16 protein-coding genes are annotated in these 20,486 nt (G+C 36.9%); 7 read left to right on the top strand and 9 right to left on the bottom strand.

From position 1 onward, the window contains the following. Positions 1-6: 6 nt before the first annotated feature. Together QDN89_RS09935 and QDN89_RS09930 are read left to right on the top strand one after the other, a co-directional pair. Positions 7-957 carry a hypothetical protein gene (locus QDN89_RS09935; protein ID WP_280769975.1) on the top strand — a complete coding sequence of 317 codons (951 nt, stop codon included), beginning with the start codon at positions 7-9 and terminating at the stop codon, positions 955-957. A gap of 65 nt (positions 958-1,022) precedes the next feature. Next, positions 1,023-1,328 (top strand): hypothetical protein, encoded by a 306-nt coding sequence (locus tag QDN89_RS09930; RefSeq protein ID WP_280769974.1) that lies wholly within the window; start codon positions 1,023-1,025, stop codon positions 1,326-1,328. Positions 1,329-1,485: 157 nt separating this feature from the next. Here the strand turns inward: QDN89_RS09930 and QDN89_RS09925 are convergent, their stop codons facing one another. From QDN89_RS09925 to glgB, 5 genes are all read right to left on the bottom strand, one after another. Continuing rightward, positions 1,486-3,906, bottom strand: coding sequence for a glycogen/starch/alpha-glucan phosphorylase (locus QDN89_RS09925; RefSeq protein ID WP_280769973.1), 2,421 nt, complete (start codon positions 3,904-3,906; stop codon positions 1,486-1,488). A 7-nt stretch (positions 3,907-3,913) separates the two neighbouring features. Further along, a complete protein-coding gene (gene glgA / locus QDN89_RS09920) occupies positions 3,914-5,347 on the bottom strand; it encodes a glycogen synthase GlgA (RefSeq protein WP_280769972.1) in 1,434 nt (477 codons plus the stop codon). A 119-nt stretch (positions 5,348-5,466) separates the two neighbouring features. Beyond that, a complete protein-coding gene (gene glgD, locus QDN89_RS09915; protein ID WP_280769971.1) occupies positions 5,467-6,573 on the bottom strand; it encodes a glucose-1-phosphate adenylyltransferase subunit GlgD in 1,107 nt (368 codons plus the stop codon). Positions 6,574-6,679: 106 nt separating this feature from the next. Further along, positions 6,680-7,819: a glucose-1-phosphate adenylyltransferase gene (locus QDN89_RS09910; RefSeq protein WP_280769970.1), complete on the bottom strand. Its 1,140-nt coding sequence runs from the start codon at positions 7,817-7,819 to the stop codon at positions 6,680-6,682. Further along, entirely contained in the window at positions 7,820-9,736 is a 1,917-nt protein-coding gene (glgB, locus tag QDN89_RS09905) for a 1,4-alpha-glucan branching protein GlgB (RefSeq protein ID WP_280769969.1), read from the bottom strand. It lies immediately after the preceding gene. 494 nt (positions 9,737-10,230) lie between these two features. Here glgB and pulA point away from each other — a divergent pair, with 494 nt between their 5' ends. After that, the gene (gene pulA / locus QDN89_RS09900) at positions 10,231-12,354 is read left to right on the top strand and encodes a type I pullulanase (RefSeq protein WP_280769968.1); all 2,124 of its coding nucleotides are present in this window, start codon (positions 10,231-10,233) and stop codon (positions 12,352-12,354) included. Positions 12,355-12,465: 111 nt separating this feature from the next. Beyond that, complete coding sequence (locus QDN89_RS09895) at positions 12,466-13,266, top strand: phosphotransferase (RefSeq protein WP_342394377.1); 801 nt, start codon at positions 12,466-12,468, stop codon at positions 13,264-13,266. 85 nt (positions 13,267-13,351) lie between these two features. Here QDN89_RS09895 and QDN89_RS09890 read toward each other — a convergent pair whose 3' ends face one another. Both QDN89_RS09890 and QDN89_RS09885 read right to left on the bottom strand, forming a co-directional pair. Continuing rightward, the gene (locus tag QDN89_RS09890) at positions 13,352-13,651 is read right to left on the bottom strand and encodes a YtzH-like family protein (protein WP_280769966.1); all 300 of its coding nucleotides are present in this window, start codon (positions 13,649-13,651) and stop codon (positions 13,352-13,354) included. Between the two features lie 90 nt (positions 13,652-13,741). Continuing rightward, positions 13,742-14,065 (bottom strand): YtzH-like family protein, encoded by a 324-nt coding sequence (locus QDN89_RS09885; RefSeq protein ID WP_280769965.1) that lies wholly within the window; start codon positions 14,063-14,065, stop codon positions 13,742-13,744. A 261-nt stretch (positions 14,066-14,326) separates the two neighbouring features. Between QDN89_RS09885 and trmB the strand changes: the two genes are divergently transcribed. Together trmB and QDN89_RS09875 are read left to right on the top strand one after the other, a co-directional pair. Then, on the top strand, positions 14,327-14,968 hold the full coding sequence (trmB, locus tag QDN89_RS09880) for a tRNA (guanosine(46)-N7)-methyltransferase TrmB (protein WP_280770114.1): 642 nt from the start codon (positions 14,327-14,329) through the stop codon (positions 14,966-14,968). Between the two features lie 25 nt (positions 14,969-14,993). Next, the gene (locus QDN89_RS09875) at positions 14,994-15,851 is read left to right on the top strand and encodes a YtnP family quorum-quenching lactonase (RefSeq protein ID WP_280770113.1); all 858 of its coding nucleotides are present in this window, start codon (positions 14,994-14,996) and stop codon (positions 15,849-15,851) included. A 49-nt stretch (positions 15,852-15,900) separates the two neighbouring features. Here the strand turns inward: QDN89_RS09875 and QDN89_RS09870 are convergent, their stop codons facing one another. Further along, positions 15,901-18,276 carry a S8 family serine peptidase gene (locus QDN89_RS09870; protein WP_342394376.1) on the bottom strand — a complete coding sequence of 792 codons (2,376 nt, stop codon included), beginning with the start codon at positions 18,274-18,276 and terminating at the stop codon, positions 15,901-15,903. 445 nt (positions 18,277-18,721) lie between these two features. Further along, the gene (locus QDN89_RS09865) at positions 18,722-19,045 is read right to left on the bottom strand and encodes a PepSY domain-containing protein (RefSeq protein WP_280769964.1); all 324 of its coding nucleotides are present in this window, start codon (positions 19,043-19,045) and stop codon (positions 18,722-18,724) included. A gap of 308 nt (positions 19,046-19,353) precedes the next feature. Between QDN89_RS09865 and QDN89_RS09860 the strand changes: the two genes are divergently transcribed. Further along, positions 19,354-20,427, top strand: coding sequence for a M42 family metallopeptidase (locus QDN89_RS09860; protein WP_280769963.1), 1,074 nt, complete (start codon positions 19,354-19,356; stop codon positions 20,425-20,427). The last annotated feature ends 59 nt before the right edge of the window (positions 20,428-20,486 follow it).

The following is a 20,486-nucleotide window of genomic DNA, read 5'->3' as shown; positions in this document are numbered from 1 at the left end:
AAAAGCATGGCGCAACTCGTAAAATTATCCGACTATGTGTCACGTTATGAGATCGATATTTATCGGTACCCAAGCAGATACGTTCGCTTGAAAAAAGAGCGCTGGCAAAGATTAAAACAAGATTGGGAAGTGAGGAAAAAAGGATTTTCTCATTTGCCAAATTTGAATGTTTACGAAGAAGAGAATGAAACGATGTTAAAAAGGTCTTGGAATAAACTCCGAGGAAAAAAACACGAACAACCAAGAGATGAAATGAATTTACCTACAAACCGACAATTATCAGTTCACTCTATCGATCAGTTAAAGAAATCGTTTCGTGAAGAATTGTTTGAATTTCAATTGAACTGGGCTAGTTCCACTGTTTCAGAGGTTTCTAATGTGAAGCGCAGTTATTATTACGATTCCCTTTTGGGTTTTTTAGTGAAGAATCTTCCAGATACGTATTTTATTTTCTATCAGCCTGTATTTCTTATGAAAAGGGCTCCGGTTGATATGGATGTTATCATTTTAACGCCAAATGATATTTATTTAATTACTCCACTTCTTGGAACAGATCAAACAATTTTTGAGATGGAGACAGATAGATTTTGGAAGAGGAAAGAAAATAAAAGCGAAGAACGATTTCTTCATCCTTATATCACATTGAATCGAATGAGGTTGGTTGTTGATTCCATTTTACAACAAAAAGATATCACTTTACCTATTAAACATGTTGTATTAGCAAAAGATAGTTTCATTGATATCCCGCCTAAAAGTAAGCGGGTTCAATTCGTTGATAAAAGAAGTTTCACATCTTTTCATGAACAATTATTAAAAAATCAGTCGCCGATAAAAAATATTCAATTGAAAATAGCTGATCTTCTCCTTTCACATAGTCTAACGGTTTCACAAAATCGTTCACAAGATAATCGTTCCCCTTATGAGGAAACGGAAGACTCTTCTATTGATAATGATTGATTGATCCTATAAGATAGTAAAAGTGTGTGACACCGTATATTATTATAAAATGAGGGATCGATTTAATGAATCAACACGAAGAATCAGGCAAGCTACTCCAAAACATAATTTACGTGCGAGCTACTTTTGACTGGACAGGAAGAAAGGGAGTCGAGCTTTCTATGGAAAATGAGAAAGTAACCGTATTTGCACATTCTTTTAAAACGGCATTGAAAGACATGATGGAATCAGGTATTAATCACTGGGAGAGAGAGAAACTCGTTGCATTTAACCGGAGTGAAAAGTTCTTTGAAATTCAGCCTGCAATGACTCTCGAAGAAAAAGAGGAACTAGATTACATCCTTAAAAATTGGGAATCTGAAATATCGTAATCAAAAGCTCTGCTTTAAGTACATATGAGGTAGAAAAAAAAAAATAATGAGGGAATGAACGGCGTATATTTCCAAGTGAAAAAGCACTGAAGACGAAAAAACTCGTCAATCAGTGCTTTTTCCTATTGAATTGTATACAATTCGTTGACTAACGCACCTAGATTTTCCAAATTTCAGAAGCATATTCTTTAATCGTTCTATCACTAGAAAACTTACCAGAATAAGCGATATTTGTAACACTCATTTTTTGCCATGACTTTTTATGTCGATATGCTCGCTCAATGAGCTCGTGAGATTCGATATAAGGATCGAAATCTTTTAAAACGAAGTAAGGGTCATTATGATAAAGGATATTATAGAAAATATCTTTAAATTCAATCTCATGAGCACCAAATTCGCCGTAATTTAATTGATCAAGAATTTTTCTTACACGTTCATCGGTATTATAAATATCTTTTGCAACATAGCCGCCGTTTTTATAATAGTTCAACACTTCATCGGCTTTTAAGCCAAATATAAATATATTGTCATCGCCTACAAGGTCTTTAATTTCAATATTGGCGCCATCTAGTGTACCAACTGTGAGTGCACCGTTCATCATCATTTTCATATTTCCTGTTCCAGAAGCCTCTTTACTAGCTGTTGAAATTTGTTCACTTATATCGGCAGCAGGGATGATCTTTTCTGCCAAGCTAACATTGTAATTTTCAAGGAAAATAACTTTTAACTTTCCGTTAACAGTTTTATCGAAGTTCACAATAGACGCAACATGGTGAATCAACTTAATGACCTCTTTAGCTAAATGATAGCTAGGTGCTGCTTTTGCTGCAAAAATAAACGTTCTAGGAGTTAAGTCCAATGATGGATTTTCTTTTAACTCATTGTAGAGATATATGACGTGAAAGATGTTTAATAATTGACGTTTATATTCGTGGAGACGCTTGATTTGAACATCAAAGATAGATTCTTCGTCAACTGTTACTCCCGTTTGTTTATGAATGAGATTAGCAAGCACCTGCTTGTTTTCTCGCTTTACTTGATCGATTTTTTCTAAGAAAGGCCTATCGTTAGAGTATCTAAGTAAACTTATTAATTTGTTAGGCTGTTTGACCCACTGCGGTCCAATCGCTTCGGTAATCGCCTTTGATAAACAAGGGTTTACTTGTAAAAGCCAGCGACGATGGGTAATGCCATTCGTTTTGTTATTAAATCGTCTCGGATATAACGTATAGAAGTTTTTCATTTCCTTCGTTTTCAATATTTCCGTGTGGAGGCGAGCAACGCCATTCACACTAAAACTACCAACGATAGCTAGATGTGCCATATGAACTTGATCATCAGCTATAATTGCTAGCTCAGGAATACTGTCTCTTAATTCAGGATGATCAAACCAAATTCCTTGGCAAAATCTTTCGTTTATTTCATTAATAATCATGAAAATTCGCGGAAGAAGGTTTTGAATCATAGATACTGGCCATTTTTCGAGAGCTTCACTTAACGTTGTATGATTCGTATAAGCAATCACTTTCGTAGTCACATTCCATGCTTGTTTCCAGTTTAATCCTTCTTCGTCCATCAGAATACGCATTAGTTCTGGGACAGCTAAACTTGGATGAGTATCATTAATTTGAATAACGACTTTTTCTTGCAAAGATGTTAAGGGAAGATTATGTTCGTCTTTAAACTTATTAATAATTCCTTTAATTGTTGCAGAAACGAGAAAATATTGTTGTTTCAAACGTAACTCTTTTCCTTCAAAACTAGAATCGTCTGGGTATAAAAAGCCTGATATTTGTTCAACGGAATGAGTGTGATCTAAGTGATGATAATATTGACTCGATGGTTCAGATAAAAAATCTGATTCATCCTGAGGAAGTTCCGCACTCCAAAGTCTTAAAGTATTTACGACATTGTTTTGATATCCGACTACGGGAACGTCATATGGGACTGCCATTACTTTATCTGTGTTATGATAAGAGAATTCTAACGTTCCGTCGCTTTTTTTATGCATATGAACAGATCCACCAAAATGAACTTCTATCGCTTCGTCTGTTTTTCTCGTTTCCCAAGGATATTCTTCCTTTAGCCAATAATCCGGCAATTCAATTTGATTACCGTGAATGATTCGTTGTTCAAATAAACCGTATCGATAACGAATTCCTGATCCATGTCCTGGTAAATTTAATGAAGCAATGGAATCAAGAAAACAAGCAGCGAGTCGACCTAGGCCACCGTTCCCAAGTCCTGCGTCATGTTCATTTTTATAAATTTCTTCAGGGTCACGACCTATTTCTCTTAGAGCCTCGTTACAAACATCTAATAATCCACAATTAAGTAAATTACTCTCTAGAAGTCTTCCGATGAGAAATTCCATGGATAAGTAATAGACTTGTCTTGTTTCATTACTTTTATATTTTTCTTGCGTATCTAACCATTTAGGGGTTAGCTCATCTTTCACAATCGATGCAATAACGTAGTATAAATCTTTGTCTGAAGCATCTTCCATGTGTATTCTTCTTTTTCTGGTCAATTTATCTTCCAGAAGGTTAACAAAAGCTTCCTTGGTGTATTTGTTCATTCTGCGTTCACTCCTCATTATTTCCTGCATCTACAAATGAGTCGTAGATATCGGCGTAAGCTTTTGCTGATTCTTTCCAGCCAAATTGACTTTTATTCACATTTTTCAATAAACGAGGCCATGCATCGGAGTTATGATAAACATTTAACGAATATTTCATGACAGATAGCAAGTCATGAGCATTATAGTTGGAAAAACTAAACCCATTTCCTTCACCAGTGATTTCGTTAAATGGTTTAACCGTATCTTTTAATCCACCCGTTTCACGAACAATTGGAACCGTTTTGTATTGCAAAGCAATGAGTTGCGATAATCCGCAAGGCTCAAACATCGAAGGCATGATAAAAAAGTCAGCGCTAGCATATAATTGTCTAGCTAGCCCTTCATCAAATTTTAATAACGTAACCATTTTATCGCTATGCCTATGAGCTAAGTGAGAGAAAGACTGTTCAAACTCATGCTCCCCAGTGCCTAAAACGATAGCTTGAACGTCTTCTTGTAAAAATTCATCTAAAATTCGTTCTAGTAAATGAAATCCTTTTTGTTCTACAAGTCTTGATATTGCAACATACATTGGCACATCTCTGTTCACGGGAAGACCAAACTCTTTTTGAAGGACTTCTTTGTTATCTTTTTTCTTCACACGAGAATGGCTGTAATTTACGGCGATATGAGGGTCCTTAGATGGGTGATAGTCGTTAGTGTTAATCCCATTTATAACCCCTGATAAATCGTTTGCTCGTTGGTGAAGAATCGTGTGTAGTCCTTCACTATAATAAGGATCTTTAATTTCTTCTGCGTAACTAGGGCTTACTGTCGTAATTTTATCTGCATGGAAAAGACCTGCCTTCATGCAGTTAATCATCCCGTTCCACTCGAAACCTGCAAAGTGCTCAAGGGGTAATTGAAATAGATCGTCAAAGGCTTGATGTGGCATCATCCCTTGATACTTGATGTTGTGAATCGTAAAAACTGTACGCAAATTTGGGGTTGGGGGTGCGACTTTTGCGAATGCCACAGCTAAGCCAGTTTGCCAATCATGTGCATGGAGAACATCAGGCGTGTAATCTAAATAAGGAAATGCATCGATAATGGCTTGACTGAAAAAGACAAAACGTTCACCATCGTCATAGTAACCGTAAATTCCTTTTCTAGTGAAATATAAAGTATTGGCTAGAAAATAGAAAACGATTCCTTCGTGTTTCAGCGTGTAAAGCGTTGCTTGTTGGTCTCGCCAGCCGACTTTTACATCAAAAGTAGCTACTTTCTCCATTTTTTCTTTCCACTGAGCTGGTATTTCATCGTATAAAGGTAAAATGACTCGTACCTCAGCTAATTTAGCTTCTATCAATGCTTGGGGAAGAGACCCAATGACATCGGCAAGACCTCCTGTTTTCACAAAAGGGGTACATTCTGAAGCTGTAAATAATATTTTTTTCATAATAGAATCTCTTCTCCTTTATTTATTTGGCTCTGGTTGGTGAACTACCTTCGATCTAAAATGGATAGTATTCACCAACAACAGAGCCATCTATTTAGTATTTACCTCATATTACATTTTTAAATAGTTTTTCGTTTAGCAACAACAAAAGGTTTCTCTTTTGAGCCAATAAACGTTTGTCCGGCAGTTACGTGAACGTCTTTATCAAGAATAACGTTCTCTAAATATACATCTTTTTCAATCGTACAACGTTGCATAATTACAGAGTTTTTAACATTTGCACTTTGATTAATTTTTACGCCTCGAAAGATAACACTGTTAGAGACTTCTCCATCTATGACACATCCATTTGCGAACATAGACCCTGATACATTTGCCCCTTTTCGATATTTTGCAGGTGGTTCATTACTAATTTTTGTTAGGACAAACTGATTTTTGAAAAATAATGATTTATAGTTTTCAGGGTTTAAAAGATTTAAATTATGTCGATAAAAACTCTCAACGGAGTTAATAAATGCCGAGTAACCTTCGTAAGAGTAAAACTGAACTTTTAATTTATCTAAGTTGGCTTTAATCCCATCAAAAAAGAAATGATCTTTATGATAAGCAATACATTCATCCACAAGTTTCATTAATATCTCTTTTTTAATAATATAAACACCTGTAAACAGGTGAGGATTTTGTTGGTCATTTGTAAAATTCGTTACCCAATCTTCGTCATTATTTTCAATACGTAGTTGAGAGACATGTTCAGGTTTGAATTCTTCGACATGTGTAGAAACACACGTGACATCAGCATCACGTTCGAGATGGTATTCGAACGCTTTTTTATAGTTGCTATTAGAAATAAACTGACTACCACTAATAATCACATGGTCTGCTTTTGAACGTTTAAAATAGTCTCGATTGTTGTGAAAGTGACGAAGGTCCCCGCGAGAAATATCGGTTGGATCATTCCAGTCTGGAGGTAATATAAAAAGTCCTCCGTGTCGTCTTGCTAACTCCCAGTCTGCCCCTGTTCCAATATGGTCCATTAACGCACGGTATTTATGGTTTGTGAAAACAGCGACTTCTTCTACTCCTGAGTTCACCATGTTAGACAGAGTGAAGTCTATGAGACGGTATCTTCCTCCGAAAGGAGCAGCAGCTCCACAGCGGAAATAGGTTAGTTCTTCTAAAAAATCGTATTCATGTTCTAAGTTGATCAAACCCATTAATGAATTCATTTTATCACCCTCAGTTTTTATTTTGGCATTCGTTTGTTTACTTAATAAAAGTCTCTTTCAATTACTCTTTTAAGAAAAGAACAGTATCATAAATTAATCGTTGTATTTAGTTCGTGAAATCATAAATGTTTTCATCGTTTATGACGACGGGTTCATCGAATTCGGAGCCATCAATTGTTACGCCATCAGGAATAGAGACATTCTCCATAATGATTGCACGATTAACAACACAGTTTTTTCCGATTCTTACAGCAGGATGAAGGATAGATTCGTTTATAGAAGATTCATCGCCTACATCCACTCGTTCAAACAAGACAGAATTCGTTACTTTACCAGAAATCCAACAGCCTGAATTAATTAAGGAATTGTCTATGACCGCGTTTTTATCTATAAAGTGGGGAGGATAGTTAGTATCGTGTGAATAAGTCCTCCACTCTTTGTTATTTAATGATAAAGATAAATCTTCTTCCAAGAGATCCATGTTTGCTTCCCAATAGCTTTGGATCGTTCCAACATCTTTCCAGTATCCTTCAAAACGATAAGCAAATAAAGGTAACTCATCATTTAACATAGCTGGGATTACATCTTTCCCGAAATCATGAGAAGAGTTTTTGAGTTTAGAATCTTCTATGAGATATTTTCGTAGTGTTTTCCAATTAAAAACATAAATACCCATGGATGCCAAGTTATTTTTAGGGTTTTCAGGTTTCTCGTCAAATTCATAGATTTCTAAATTACTTTTCGTATTTAAAATGCCAAATCGAGAAGCTTCTTTCCAAGGAACTTCAATAACGGAAATCGTTGCTTCTGACTGTTTTTCTCGATGATGCTCAATGAGTTTGTCATAGTTCATTTGGTAAATATGATCCCCAGAAATAACGAGAACAAATTCAGGGTCATATTGATCAATATAATGGATGTTTTGTGAAATGGCGTCAGCGGTACCTTTATACCAACTTCCCCCTTTTTTAGCTGTATAAGGTGATAAAATCGCGACTCCATCTTCTTGACGATCTAAATCCCAAGGTTTACCAATTCCGATATGTTTATTAAGTACCATCGGAGAATATTGGGTTAAAACACCAACCGTGTGTATCCTTGAATTGGAACAATTACTTAGAGTGAAATCAATGATTCGGTATTTCCCACCAAAGTGGACGGCAGGTTTAGCTAAGTTTTTCGTCAGTAATCCTAATCGTTTCCCTTCGCCACCGGCAAGCAGCATTCCAACACATTCTTTTTTCATTTAGTTGTCCTCCTCTGTTGTGTCTTGATCTATTTTTTTGAATATAGCAATAGCTAACGGGGGAACCATAATTTTGATATGTTGTTCAAAATTATGCCATTTCTCAGCAAAACTAAAGTGTTTCTCGTTGTTCAATTGATCGGATCCGCCGAACGATTTTTTGTCTGAATTGAAAATCTCAACGTATTCTCCAGGTTCAGACACACCGATTTTATAGTCATAATTCACATTAGGTGTGAAATTACATACGATAATTCTTTCGTCTTTTTTCTCTTTCCCTTTGCGAATAAAGGCGACGATGCTTTGATCGATGTTATGTGGATCAATCCATTCAAATCCATTATGATCATGGTCTAATTCATAGAGACTAGGTTCAGATTTATAGAAATGGTTTAATGTTTTTACATAGTCAAACATGCTATGATGCAAAGGGTAGTCTAATAGATGCCAATCTAATTGTTCTTTATCTTTCCATTCGGCATATTGACCAAATTCGCCACCCATGAATAATAATTTTTTCCCTGGGTGTACCATCATGTAGCCGTATAATAACCGTAGGTTGGCAAACTGCTGCCATTGGTCGCCAGGCATTTTATTTAATAAGGACTTCTTTCCGTGCACGACTTCATCATGGGATAGTGGTAACACAAAATTTTCAGTATGAGTATACATAAAAGAGAACGTTAATAAGTTATGATTCCACTTTCGATAAAGAGGATCGTGTTCCATATACTCAAGAACATCATTCATCCAACCCATGTTCCATTTGAAGTTAAATCCTAAGCCACCATCATGTATCGGGGCAGTAACTAACGGCACATCAGAACTATCCTCAGCCATCATTAATGTAGTAGGGAAATACTCGAATACGACTTGGTTAAGCTTTTTTAAGAAAGCGATAGCTTCGAGGTGTTCGTCGCCACCGTATGAGTTATAAACTTTCTCTTCCCCATCGTTTTTATCGAAGTTTAAATAGATCATGCTAGCTACGGCATCTACTCTAATACCGTCAATGTGATATTCTTTTAACCAGTAGATAGCATTGGATAAGAGAAAACTTTGTACTTCAGGACGACCAAAATCAAAGGTTAGCGTTCCCCAAGAAGTTTTTTCAGCTTTTCGATCATCTAAATACTCGAATAATGGTTCCCCATCAAATTGCCTGAGCCCATGTTCGTCTTTACAAAAATGTCCCGGAACCCAATCCATAATGACCCCGATTCCGTGTTGGTGGCACTGGTCAACAAAGTATTTGAAATCATCTGGCGAGCCATAACGACTCGTAATCGAGAAATACCCTGTGATTTGATAGCCCCATGAAAGGTCAAAGGGGTGTTCTGAAATTGGCATCAATTCTATGTGTGTGTACCCGAGTTTCTTTACATAAGGAATTAAATCTTTTGCTAATTCTCGATACGTGTAAAGAACCTCATCCCCTTTCTTTTTCCAAGTGCCAAGGTGGACCTCATAAATATTAATCGGTGATTGATATGGGTTGTATTTTTTCTTGATATGTTGCCAATCTTCGTCTGCCCATTCATAATATGTTTCTGTAGGGGTAACCGAAGCCGTAGCTGGGCGAAGCTCTGATTGTTTGGCAAAGGGATCTGCTTTAAGCAGACGTTGTCCACTAGGGTGGACAATGGAATACTTATAAGGCGAGCCAGAGGGGATATTTGTGAAGAAGCCAATCCATAACCCTTCTTCATTTACTCGCTCGAGTGGATAAGACTCACCATTCCAGTCATTAAAATCGCCGGCTAGAAAAACTTGGTGAGCATGTGGAGCCCATACAAGGAAGCGGAAACCTTTTTGTTCGTTCCATTCCATCTGGTGACAACCTAAAAGCTCGTAGCTGTGGTGGTGTGTACCTTGATGAAATAAATAAATATCTTCGTTTGAGAGGGGATAATTCATATGCAAGTTCCTTTCTTTACTCGTTTATCTCTCTAGATAGAGACAAGCTTGGTTATCTTTTCTGAGTTGACAAAGGCAGCCATTTGATTACATCCTTTAATAGAGAATAAGGAGTCCTATGCATAGAAGCAAGGATAAAATGGCTTTTTTTACAGGTTAGAAAAGATGATTCGATTAATTAAGAGAGTGTGTAAAAAATGGAATGACATCTTTAATAGGTATGAAGGATTAGTAGATGTATGAAATTAAGTTGTTCTGTTCTGCAATCTCATAAAGATGTATATACTATAGATTCTCTAGAGGGTAGGCAAGTTCCTTGTTAAATTGCGAAAAAGTTGTTAAATTTATGTGAGTTTTTTAAAAATTAAAGTTTTATCATTAATTTCACTTGTTAATATAAAGATATAGATACAAGGTTTGACCTTATCAAATAAAGGTTACTGACATTTCAGAGAAGTGGAAGACTGTTTTGAATAAAGAAAAGAGGGAGCACCATGAAAAAGTGCAGGGCTTGGATAAATGATTGTCATCTCGTTGAATTAGAGGGAGAATTTTCTTTTGAAGAGATTAATGATCATGAAGAAGCAATGATTGTTGAAAGCGAAATTACGAATATTATATGGAAGTTATCGGTCAAAGAAGTAATCAATGATAGAAAGGTAATATTTCATTCTGCTGAACCATTGCCGTTAGGTAAAGAGTTAATGTTTAAGTATAACGGTATAAATATACCTGTTTATGCAGGGGCTGTTGTTCGGACGGCGTGGTTTGATATGGAATACGATGCGTCACATTTAGAATACGGAGCTCTTTATGAAAAGGAAGCTACCACTTTCAGAGTCTGGAGTCCTATAGCCACGTCGATGCATCTACTTCTTGATGGTAAAGCCTATGTAATGAAACGGAAAGAAAAAGGAGTCTGGGAATACGAAATAAATCAAAACTGTCATGGGTTACCTTATTTATATAGGATTAACGTAAATGGAGAAGTTTTGGACGTTATTGACCCTTATGCGAAGGCATTGACCGCGAATAGTCAAGCGGCTGTCGTGACTGATTTATCTAAAACGGATCCTGATAATTTTAGAATTACGGAAAGAGTGAAAATGGATCGTTTGCAGGATAGTTCCATTTATGAATTGCATGTTCGTGATGCAACAGTCCATCCAGAGAGTGGTGTCACTCATAAAGGGAAGTATTTAGGTCTAACAGAACCAAATACAAAAACGAGCCGTGGTTTTTCCACAGGGTTGGATTATATAACTGAATTAGGTGTCACACATGTGCAACTTCTTCCTGTGAATGATTTTGCAAGAGTAGATGATCTTCAACCAGACAATAAGTATAATTGGGGGTACGATCCATTATTTTACCAAACTCCAGAAGGTAGTTATTCGTCCAATCCAACCGATCCATTTTCTCGTGTAACCGAGTTGAAAAAACTTGTCCAAGCATTTCATGAACGGAATGTTTCTATTATTTTAGACGTTGTATATAATCACGTGTTTATTATGGAAGAATCGTCTTTTGAGAAGTTAGTACCAGGGTACTATTTCCGTTACCATGCTCATGGAGAAATTAGTAACGGTACAGGAGTAGGCAACGATTTTGCATCGGAGAGGGCAATGGGAAGAAAGTTTATATTGGATTCCATTGATTATTGGCTAACGGAATATTTAGTCGATGGCTTTCGGTTCGATTTAATGGGTGCGATCGATATTGAAACGATGAAAAAAATAAAGGAACGCTGTGATCAAGAAGACGGTTTAATTATGTTATTAGGAGAAGGCTGGGAACTTCCGACAGCTATAGACTCTATGGATAAAGCAACAAGTCACCAATCTCATCAACTCCCTGGTGTTCGTTTTTTCAATGACTTTTTCCGTGATTCTGTGAAAGGCAACAACTTTGATTTATTTGATTATGGTTATGTGAATGGGAAGGGGAAATATATTGAACGCCTTCCACAGCTTGTGAAAGGGTCTAGCAGTGAGAACGAGTGGGTTCCCCCATTTGTTTCCGACGTAAATCAAACCGTAAATTATGTGGAATGTCATGATAACCATACACTATGGGATCGACTATTAACATCAAATGAGGAAGAGGAAGACGATGATCGTAAGCAAATGGCTAAACTAGCTATTGGTTTAACAATTGTTAGTCAAGGTATACCGTTTATTCATGCTGGACAAGAATGGTTTCGTTCCAAAGATGGAGATGGAAATAGCTATATTTCTGGTGACATTGTGAACCAATTAAATTGGATAGAACGAGAAAAAAATGAGGACCATATCGACTTTGTGCGCAGATTGTTAAAAATCAGAAATGAACACCCTGTTTTTCGTCTGATATCCAAAAATGAAATTGATCGAAGGGTGCACGTCTTACCCACCCCTGCACCAACATTTGGATTTACATTGCTTGGTGACGGAAAAGATTTATGCATTTATGTCAATCCAACAAAAAAACGATTTCAAATGAAATTACCTTCTTTCGGTAATTGGGACGCCCTCTTATCTAATGTTGGACAGAAACCAATTTCTAGTTCGAAGATTGTTGGAGAATATACGGAATTGGAGCCATATGAGTTTTTAGTTATAAAAAAAATCCGAGTTTAAGTTGAAGAAAGTCGAAAACTTATTTACAATGGAAAAAGACTTTTATACTTGTGCTAGCTGTCTGTATAAGAGGAATCATCGGGGCGAAATATCGAAGAATGAAAATTGAGGGTGAAACGATTGGAACATTTCATGGGTGAAGGGTGGCAACTTCGACCAGCTGGTGGAGCTACTGGCGAGGCGTATGTTGCTGAACAAGGCAAACAAAAAATCTTTATAAAAAGAAATTCTTCACCGTTTTTAGCCGTTCTTTCTGCGGAAGGAATCGTTCCAAAGTTATTATGGACGAAACGTCTAGAAAACGGAGATGTTATCACTGCTCAACGTTGGGTGGACGGACGAGAACTGAAATCATACGAGATGAATGATGATCGTGTAGCCTCTTTGTTATCGAAGATTCATCAATCGAAAGATTTATTAGATATGTTTAAAAGAATGGGGAATCTCCCACTCACCCCTGAACATATTCGGTTGAATTTGAAACAAAAAACGTCACAACTTTATATTCAAGATCCATTCGTTATAGATGCTTTGAAATGGTTAACAGATAATGCTCCATCTTATAGTGAAAATAACTTTGTTGTTTGTCATGCGGATGTGAATCACAATAACTGGATTCATAACGGGACAGATAATTTATTCTTAATTGATTGGGACGGAGCGCAAGTTGCGGATCCCGCTCTTGACCTTGCACCGCTCCTATATTTATATATTCCTAGAAAAGATTGGTCTTCATGGCTTGAAACTTACGGGCAACATATCAATGACGATATGCTAAAAAGAATGCAGTGGTATATGATTTCTCAATGTGTTGATAATATTATTTGGTATTGGCAGCGCCATGAATATCACGAAATAACGAAGTGGACGGATTTATTAAGTGAAATCCTTCAAGAGGCAGGGCATCATTAATTAGATTTTATAAAGAAAAAAACTTGGATAAAAACCCAGTTAAAAAGAATGGCCCTCACCGTTGGTGAGAGCCATTTCTTATTTATCAGGTGTTTATATTGGGGTCGATTGTTTGATTGCCAACTTGATCGATTTCTTGAATCCACTGCAATAGTTCTGAAGATGGTAACGTCGCACGTTGTCCTTCTTGATCATGTTGAGTGGCATAATGTTCAATGGCAGATAACGTTTGTTTGAAATCTTCAGGAATTTCAGGATTTTGCCATAGAGATTGAATCGTACTTTGCAATTGGTGAAATTCGTCATGACTTCCGTATTTTTCATCTAGCTGATTTTCTAAAATATCGTTCAACAATTCCAGTTGATGATGGTAATTAATCGACATGTAAGGTCATCCTTTCCAGTGAGTTTTTTTAACCCTTATGGAAACAGGATGTGAAAATTAACAAATTTTATACTAGTCGATTGTAACAGGTTATACTTCTCTTCCTTTTCTCTGTTCATAATCTATTGTGACTTTCCCTCCACCATCGATTAATAAAGAAATTTCTTCAATCCAACGGGAAATGTTTAGTTTATGGTGTTCAATTAGGTCTGTTAAGTTTTCAGTCTCATCTGCTTTATCAATGAATGCATGAATCTCTTGAATCGTTCCGTCGAAATTTTCATTAAGTTTTTCATCACGAAGTACTTTGATGATCCCTCTAAGTTGATTAAATTCTTCCCTAGTAGCTGTACCTTTTTGTTTTTGTTGTTTTAAAATGGATTGAAATTGTTCTAACATTTGATGTGTAGCCATTTAGACGATCCCTCCACGTATTATTTATTGATTTTACTGCTATTTTTACATTGTGAATACTTCACAATTCGGTTAATAACATTTACATAGGAGTAAATATAATTACTCTTTCTCATTCTCTTCCCTAAAATAGGAAATTTACACATGAAAGTAATTAGATAACATTAATGTTCGAAAACAAGCCCTAACGAGAAGGGAGATTTTGTGATATTCTAGTTTTTGAGAGATGATTTGAAAAACTATTGGAGTGTGAAAGAACTTATGCGTTTAAGAAATAAACCTTGGGCAGCGGATTTGCTTGAGGAACATCCAGAAATTGTAGAGAAATCACCTACGGAGTGGCGTGGGAACTGGAAGAAAAAATTTGCTAATGATAACCCAATCTATGTTGAAGTAGGAACAGGAAAAGGACAATTTGTAACGAAAATGGCTAAAGCCAATCCTGATGTGAATTTTATCGGTATAGAAAAGTATGAAAGTGTTCTCGTAACAGGCGTGCAGAGAGTAATGGAAGAAGCCCCTAGTAACTTGCGTTTTTTACAAGAAGATGTGAAAAATATTGCTGATTTTTTCGAAAGTTCCGAAGTGGACCGAGTATTTATTAATTTTACCGATCCATGGCCGAAAAAAAGACATGCAAAACGTCGATTAACGCATGAATATTTCTTAAGTATGTATGAGCAAATTTTGAAAAAAGATGGAGAAGTTCATTTCAAAACGGACAATCAAGGGCTGTTTGAATACTCGATTGAGAGTTTAACTCACTATGGTTTTCAGTTGAAAAATATCAGCTTAGATCTCCACAATAGCGACATGACTAATAACGTAATGACGGAGTATGAAGAGCGATTTTCTAAAAAAGGGATGAGAATTTTTCGTTTAGAGGCATCTTTAAAAAAATAGAAAAAAGGTGGAGATCTTGATGGCGTTGGAGCAATGGAAAATAGCTGAAGATGTGACACTAACGTGGCTGAATGGAGGAGTAACAAATATGGATGGGGGAGCGATGTTTGGTCCTGTTCCTAAACCTCTATGGTCACGAAAATACCCATGTAATGAAAAAAATCAAATTGAGCTAAGATCAGATCCTATTCTCATTCAAGTGGATGGGAAAAACCTTTTAGTTGAAACAGGCATAGGTAACAATAAGTATTCTGACAAAGCTAAAAGAAATTTCGGGATGACGTCGGAATCAAAAGTAGAAGAGAATTTAAAACAGATGAATCTAACACGGCACGATATTGATGAAGTACTCATGACTCATATGCATTTTGATCATGCGAGTGGCTTAACGATGTGGGAGAATGATCAGTTCGTATCAACTTTTCCGAATGCGGTCATTTGGGTGCAAGAAACAGAGTGGGACGATATTCGCCATCCAAACATTCGCTCGAAAAATACGTATTTCAAAGAAAATTGGCAAGCAATTGTCGATCAAGTAAAGACCTTTAAAGAAGAGGCGGAAGTCGTTCCTGGTATTAGGTTAATTCATACGGGAGGTCATAGCGCAGGACATTGTATTCTACATTTAAAGCGTGGTGATCAAGAAGTTTGGCATATGGCAGACATCATGCCGACACACGCTCATCAAAATGTCCTTTGGGTTCTTGCTTATGATGACTATCCGATGGATTCCATTTCCAAAAAACAAGAATTCATTATTCCAGCTATTGAAAAAGAATCTTGGTTTATGTTTTACCATGATTACAAATATCGATTATTAAAATGGGACGCATCAGGCAAAGAAGTGCTTGATAGTGTGGAGAGAGATCGCACAAATGAATAAACAAAAAAAGCAGTCAAAGGTGAAAAACCTTTGACTGCTTTTAACAATATTACTCTTCTATTTCGAATTCTCCAAGAATGTATGCCTCTTCCACATCACCTTTACCAATAAAGGTAACGAAGGCGTATTCTCCTGAAGGAAGATCATTATAAACTTCAGAAGCATCCGCTGTTAAATCTTGCTCGCCTTGTGGTAAATCAGTAAATGTCTCAACGAAGGCGACAGGCGCTAAGCCTGCTGTGAAAATGTACGTCTCAACATAATCGACGTCACGATTTAAATTGACGTAAAAATCGATCATGCCGTCGTCACTAACATTTGTTAATCCCCCATAGCTTAAATGAGGATAGTCTGGATCCATGATGAACAAAATGCTTGGAACTTCAATCACTTCATCACCATGAGTTAACGTAATCATTCCTTCATAGTAACCGGGATCAAGCTGATTCGTGCTCACTTGAACATTCATATTTACTTGACGCGTCTTTCCGGCTTGTACTTGAAGGTTGTTACTCGTATTGACATTAATGTGTTCTTCACCATCATATAACTCAATGTCCATGTCATAACTCTTTCGTTCGTTAGATAAGTTTGTCACTTCAAAGTGCTGTCTTTCCGTTTCTTTTCCGTTATTTTTCTCAAATACACCGAAAGAATAAGAACCAGGTGTTACTAATGTTTCGGTAGTTAATGATTCGATAACTCGAATACTACCTGCACCTTGTGTATTAAACGGATACACATTCCCATCAGCATCTTCGAGTGGCTCAGCAGTATTCATCAATGCTGCTTTTACTTGATCCGTGTTCCAATCTGGATTTTTCTCTAAAATAAGAGCGGCTGCACCTGCGACGTGAGGGGCAGACATGCTTGTTCCTTGAAGAGATGCATAACTTTCACCAGGAAATGTACTTACGATATCAACACCAGGAGCAGAGACGTCTGGTTTAATCATCCACGTATCGTATACGGGTCCCCTTGAGGAGAAGTCTGCTACGGTTTCGCCAATTTCTCTATCAAATTCGATATCAAAAGAAATGGTGTTGTTTCCAGCTTCTAATTCAGCAAGGAGCTTTTCACCATCAGCTAATGTTGTCATAATCGTAGGGACTGCCATGCCAGGGATTTCAGGCTGCTCTCCATCCACGTTATTGTAGATTACGGCACCAACAGCGCCAGCATTTTTAGCATTCGTTGCTTTATCGACAAACGGATAATCACCACGTTGTATTAAAGCGATTTTTCCTTCTACGTCAACCTCATCAAAATCGGATGGTCCAGCAAGACCAACATCAACAAATTCAAACTCACTTTCATTCAAAGCAAGTAATTCTTCTTCATTTGGGTAACCCATAATTTTAGCAGATGGATATTCCACACCTTCTGATGTGAAGATCTCAGAGGTATAAAAGTCGTAAGGTAGTTGAGTCGCACCTACGGAAATCGCATCACGGCTTGTTCCTGGTGATCCAACTGTCCAGTTATTAGGTCCACTATTTCCGTTAGAAGTAACAGCTACAACACCTTCAGCCATAGCCCAATCTAGCGCAATAGATGTAGCCCAGTCAGCGTCGTTCACGTTAGCGCCTAAAGACAAGTTCATCACATCAGCTCCATCTTCGACTGCTAGCTCAATACCTGCGACAACATCTGCTGTCGTTCCGCCTTGAGGACCGAGAACTCGGTAACCTAGTAAACTAGCATCTGGAGCGACACCTTGGATGGAACCATTAGCAGCAACAGTACCTGCAACGTGTGTTCCGTGGTATTGTCCATCTCCTTCTTGAGGATCATCATTATTATCGACAAAGTCATACCCTTTATAGTCGCCAAATGCATGAGCGAGATCAGGGTGAGTATAGTCAACACCTGTATCGATAATAGCAACAGTAACACCTTCACCTGTTATCCCTAAACTTTCCCAAGCTTCATTGGCACCTATAAATGGTGCACTATCCATCATGGCAGGAGAAAATGCTTCATCTGAAATTAATTCTGGATCGAATTCATTTGCTTCATATTCCACTGATGGGTATACAGCTTTAATCCCATCTATTCTCTCTAATTGAAGAACATCTTTTTCTGTTAAAGTAACAGCAGCCCCCGAAAATAAATAATCATATTCTCTAGTTACTTCACTAGTTGGAATCTTTTCAAGAATTTCGTTAGTAATCTCGTCGCGAACTTTTTTTATGTTTCCTTTAGACTGAGATTTCCCTTTATGTTTTGCTTGAATTACAGATGGTTCATGTAATTCAACCATCACGGTAATTTCATCATCAGAGTTAAAGTCAAATGATCCTTTTATATCAGTTACACTTTCAAACGATTTTTCATTTGAAAAACCCATTGATGCAAAAGTGGATACAAATAATAGTAAACTAAGTAAAAATAACATGCTTTTCTTATGGACGCTAGATTTCAAGTAAAACCCTCCTAATCATTTTTAAACAATCATGCAACTTAAAACGTAGACTCACCTCCTTCTTTCAGTTAATCTCAGAACAAAACTGAATATATTGCTCTAGTAAACTATTTCGAGTTACGATATGTTATTCCCTTGAAACTATAGAATCATTATTCATAATATTCTAAATATAAATTAAGAACGTAAGTACTGATAAATCAAAGGATTAGGACTTTGGGATGTAATATTCTACAAAAAACGACTTGAAAATACAGGTATTTAGTTTGACTTTTAGTTATGAATTTTCTTAAAAATAAATAAATATTAATAAATACTAGTAAAAGAGTAAAAAAATAGCGTTTTATACATGAGGTGAATAATTAATGAATAGGAAAAAAGGTCTGACTTAATGTGGGTATAAAAACGAAAAAAACCCTTACGGAGGATTTCCGTAAGGGATTCATTATGCATCTTGTTCATTCAATGCCAATACTGTTCCAGTAGAAGAGTCTACGAAAAATTCGTAAGCGTGCATTTTACCTGATTCATCTGAACAAGTGATACCTCCGCGATACACATCGTATAAAAGATGATCTTGTTCAAATTCTTCCGTAACCATATGTACCCAAGAGCCTTCAATCGTTCCAAGGTTAGTTGTTTTACGCTTCACTAATTTTAGCGCTTTTTCTGGTGATAATTTTCCATCTGTTTTTTCTAACTGATTTTTTGCTAGAATGGTTACTGCAACTCCAGCCCCCATGCCAGCTGCGAACTTTTTCCAACCCATGAAAGACACCTTCTTTCGATTATTAAAAATAAAATCAGTACATGTTTCTATAACTAAGTATAGCGAAACATCATAGAAATGACCAACTATCTCTCCTTCATTTTAACAGAATTTGATGGAGGATTTAATTTTTGTTTTCTAATCTTAAAATCGAGAGGTAGAATGAGGCTAATATTTATTATAACCGCAAATAAATAGACTTATTTAGAGTGGGGAGATCTTTCGGTTTTCGAAAAAAGTGGAAACTGATCAGACATTTCGTTAAAATAGAATGAGTACATAGAAAAACCATGGAAGGGAGATTTTTGATGAGACAAGAAACGTATAAGATGTTTGAAACATTGACACAGCTTCCAGGAGCTCCTGGATTTGAACATGAAGTAAGGGCTTACGTAAAAAAAGAATTAGAAAAATATAGCGATGAAGTGATTCAAGACCGTTTAGGTGGAGTTTTTGGTATCAAAAGAGGTGATTCACAAGGACCAAAAGTGATGGTAGCAGGCCACATGGATGAGGTCGGATTTATGGTTACTTCCATTGATGAAAAAGGGTTGATCCGTTTTCAAACACTAGGGGGCTGGTGGAGTCAAGTCCTCTTGGCACAGCGGCTGAAGATTATGACAGAAAATGGACCGGTTACTGGGGTTATTGGTTCTGTTCCTCCTCATTTACTTGACGAAGCAAAACGAAGCAAACCAATGGAAATTAAAAATATGTATATTGATATTGGTGCAGATGATCGGGAAGATGCGATAAAGATTGGAATCAAACCTGGACAACAGATTGTGCCAATCTGCCCTATGGAAAAGCTTGCAAATGAAAAAAAGATTTTAGCGAAGGCTTGGGATAATCGATATGGTGTTGGTCTATCGATCGAGTTATTAAAAGAATTAAAAGGTGAAAAAACACCCAATATCTTATATTCTGGTGCCACTGTCCAAGAAGAAGTTGGACTTAGAGGCGCTCAAGCATCAGCAAATATGATTCAACCAGACATTTTTTATGCGTTGGATGCAAGTCCTGCGAACGATGCTTCTGGGGAAAAAGACGCGTTTGGACATTTAGGTAAAGGGGCTCTATTAAGAATCTTTGATCGAACGATGATTACGCACCGGGGGATGCGTGAATTTATTCTTGATACGGCCGAAACAAATAATATACCTTATCAATTTTTTGTCTCTCAAGGTGGAACGGACGCGGGAAGGGTACATATATCCAATAGTGGTGTTCCGTCAGCAGTCATTGGTATTTGTTCAAGGTATATCCACACAGCGGCATCTATGATTCATGTCGATGATTACGCAGCAGCGAAAGAATTGATCACTACGCTCGTAAGAAACACTGATCAAACGACATTGAATACCATTCGTGACAATGTTTAAGTGATTTTGGAAGCCTCATTTTGTTAATGAGGCTTTCTCTTTTTTGGATTAATAATGGG

The organism is Salipaludibacillus daqingensis (assembly GCF_029891575.1).
In the GTDB taxonomy this organism is placed as follows: Bacteria; Bacillota; Bacilli; order Bacillales; family Salisediminibacteriaceae; genus Salipaludibacillus; species Salipaludibacillus daqingensis.
This window is presented reverse-complemented; position numbering and strand designations above follow the sequence as displayed.

What these genes read in the sequence shown, in the direction of transcription:
- QDN89_RS09865 (WP_280769964.1), bottom strand. Translation starts at nt 19,045, where the DNA reads ATGGGTTGGAAAAAGTTCGCAGCTGGCATGGGGGCTGGAGTTGCAGTA.
- QDN89_RS09885 (WP_280769965.1), bottom strand. Translation starts at nt 14,065, where the DNA reads ATGGCTACACATCAAATGTTAGAACAATTTCAATCCATTTTAAAACAA.
- QDN89_RS09925 (WP_280769973.1), bottom strand. Translation starts at nt 3,906, where the DNA reads ATGAACAAATACACCAAGGAAGCTTTTGTTAACCTTCTGGAAGATAAA.
- glgA (WP_280769972.1), bottom strand. Translation starts at nt 5,347, where the DNA reads ATGAAAAAAATATTATTTACAGCTTCAGAATGTACCCCTTTTGTGAAA.
- pulA (WP_280769968.1), top strand. Translation starts at nt 10,231, where the DNA reads ATGAAAAAGTGCAGGGCTTGGATAAATGATTGTCATCTCGTTGAATTA.
- QDN89_RS09930 (WP_280769974.1), top strand. Translation starts at nt 1,023, where the DNA reads ATGAATCAACACGAAGAATCAGGCAAGCTACTCCAAAACATAATTTAC.
- QDN89_RS09910 (WP_280769970.1), bottom strand. Translation starts at nt 7,819, where the DNA reads ATGAAAAAAGAATGTGTTGGAATGCTGCTTGCCGGTGGCGAAGGGAAA.
- glgB (WP_280769969.1), bottom strand. Translation starts at nt 9,736, where the DNA reads ATGAATTATCCCCTCTCAAACGAAGATATTTATTTATTTCATCAAGGT.
- QDN89_RS09860 (WP_280769963.1), top strand. Translation starts at nt 19,354, where the DNA reads ATGAGACAAGAAACGTATAAGATGTTTGAAACATTGACACAGCTTCCA.
- QDN89_RS09890 (WP_280769966.1), bottom strand. Translation starts at nt 13,651, where the DNA reads ATGTCGATTAATTACCATCATCAACTGGAATTGTTGAACGATATTTTA.
- glgD (WP_280769971.1), bottom strand. Translation starts at nt 6,573, where the DNA reads ATGAATTCATTAATGGGTTTGATCAACTTAGAACATGAATACGATTTT.
- trmB (WP_280770114.1), top strand. Translation starts at nt 14,327, where the DNA reads ATGCGTTTAAGAAATAAACCTTGGGCAGCGGATTTGCTTGAGGAACAT.
- QDN89_RS09935 (WP_280769975.1), top strand. Translation starts at nt 7, where the DNA reads ATGGCGCAACTCGTAAAATTATCCGACTATGTGTCACGTTATGAGATC.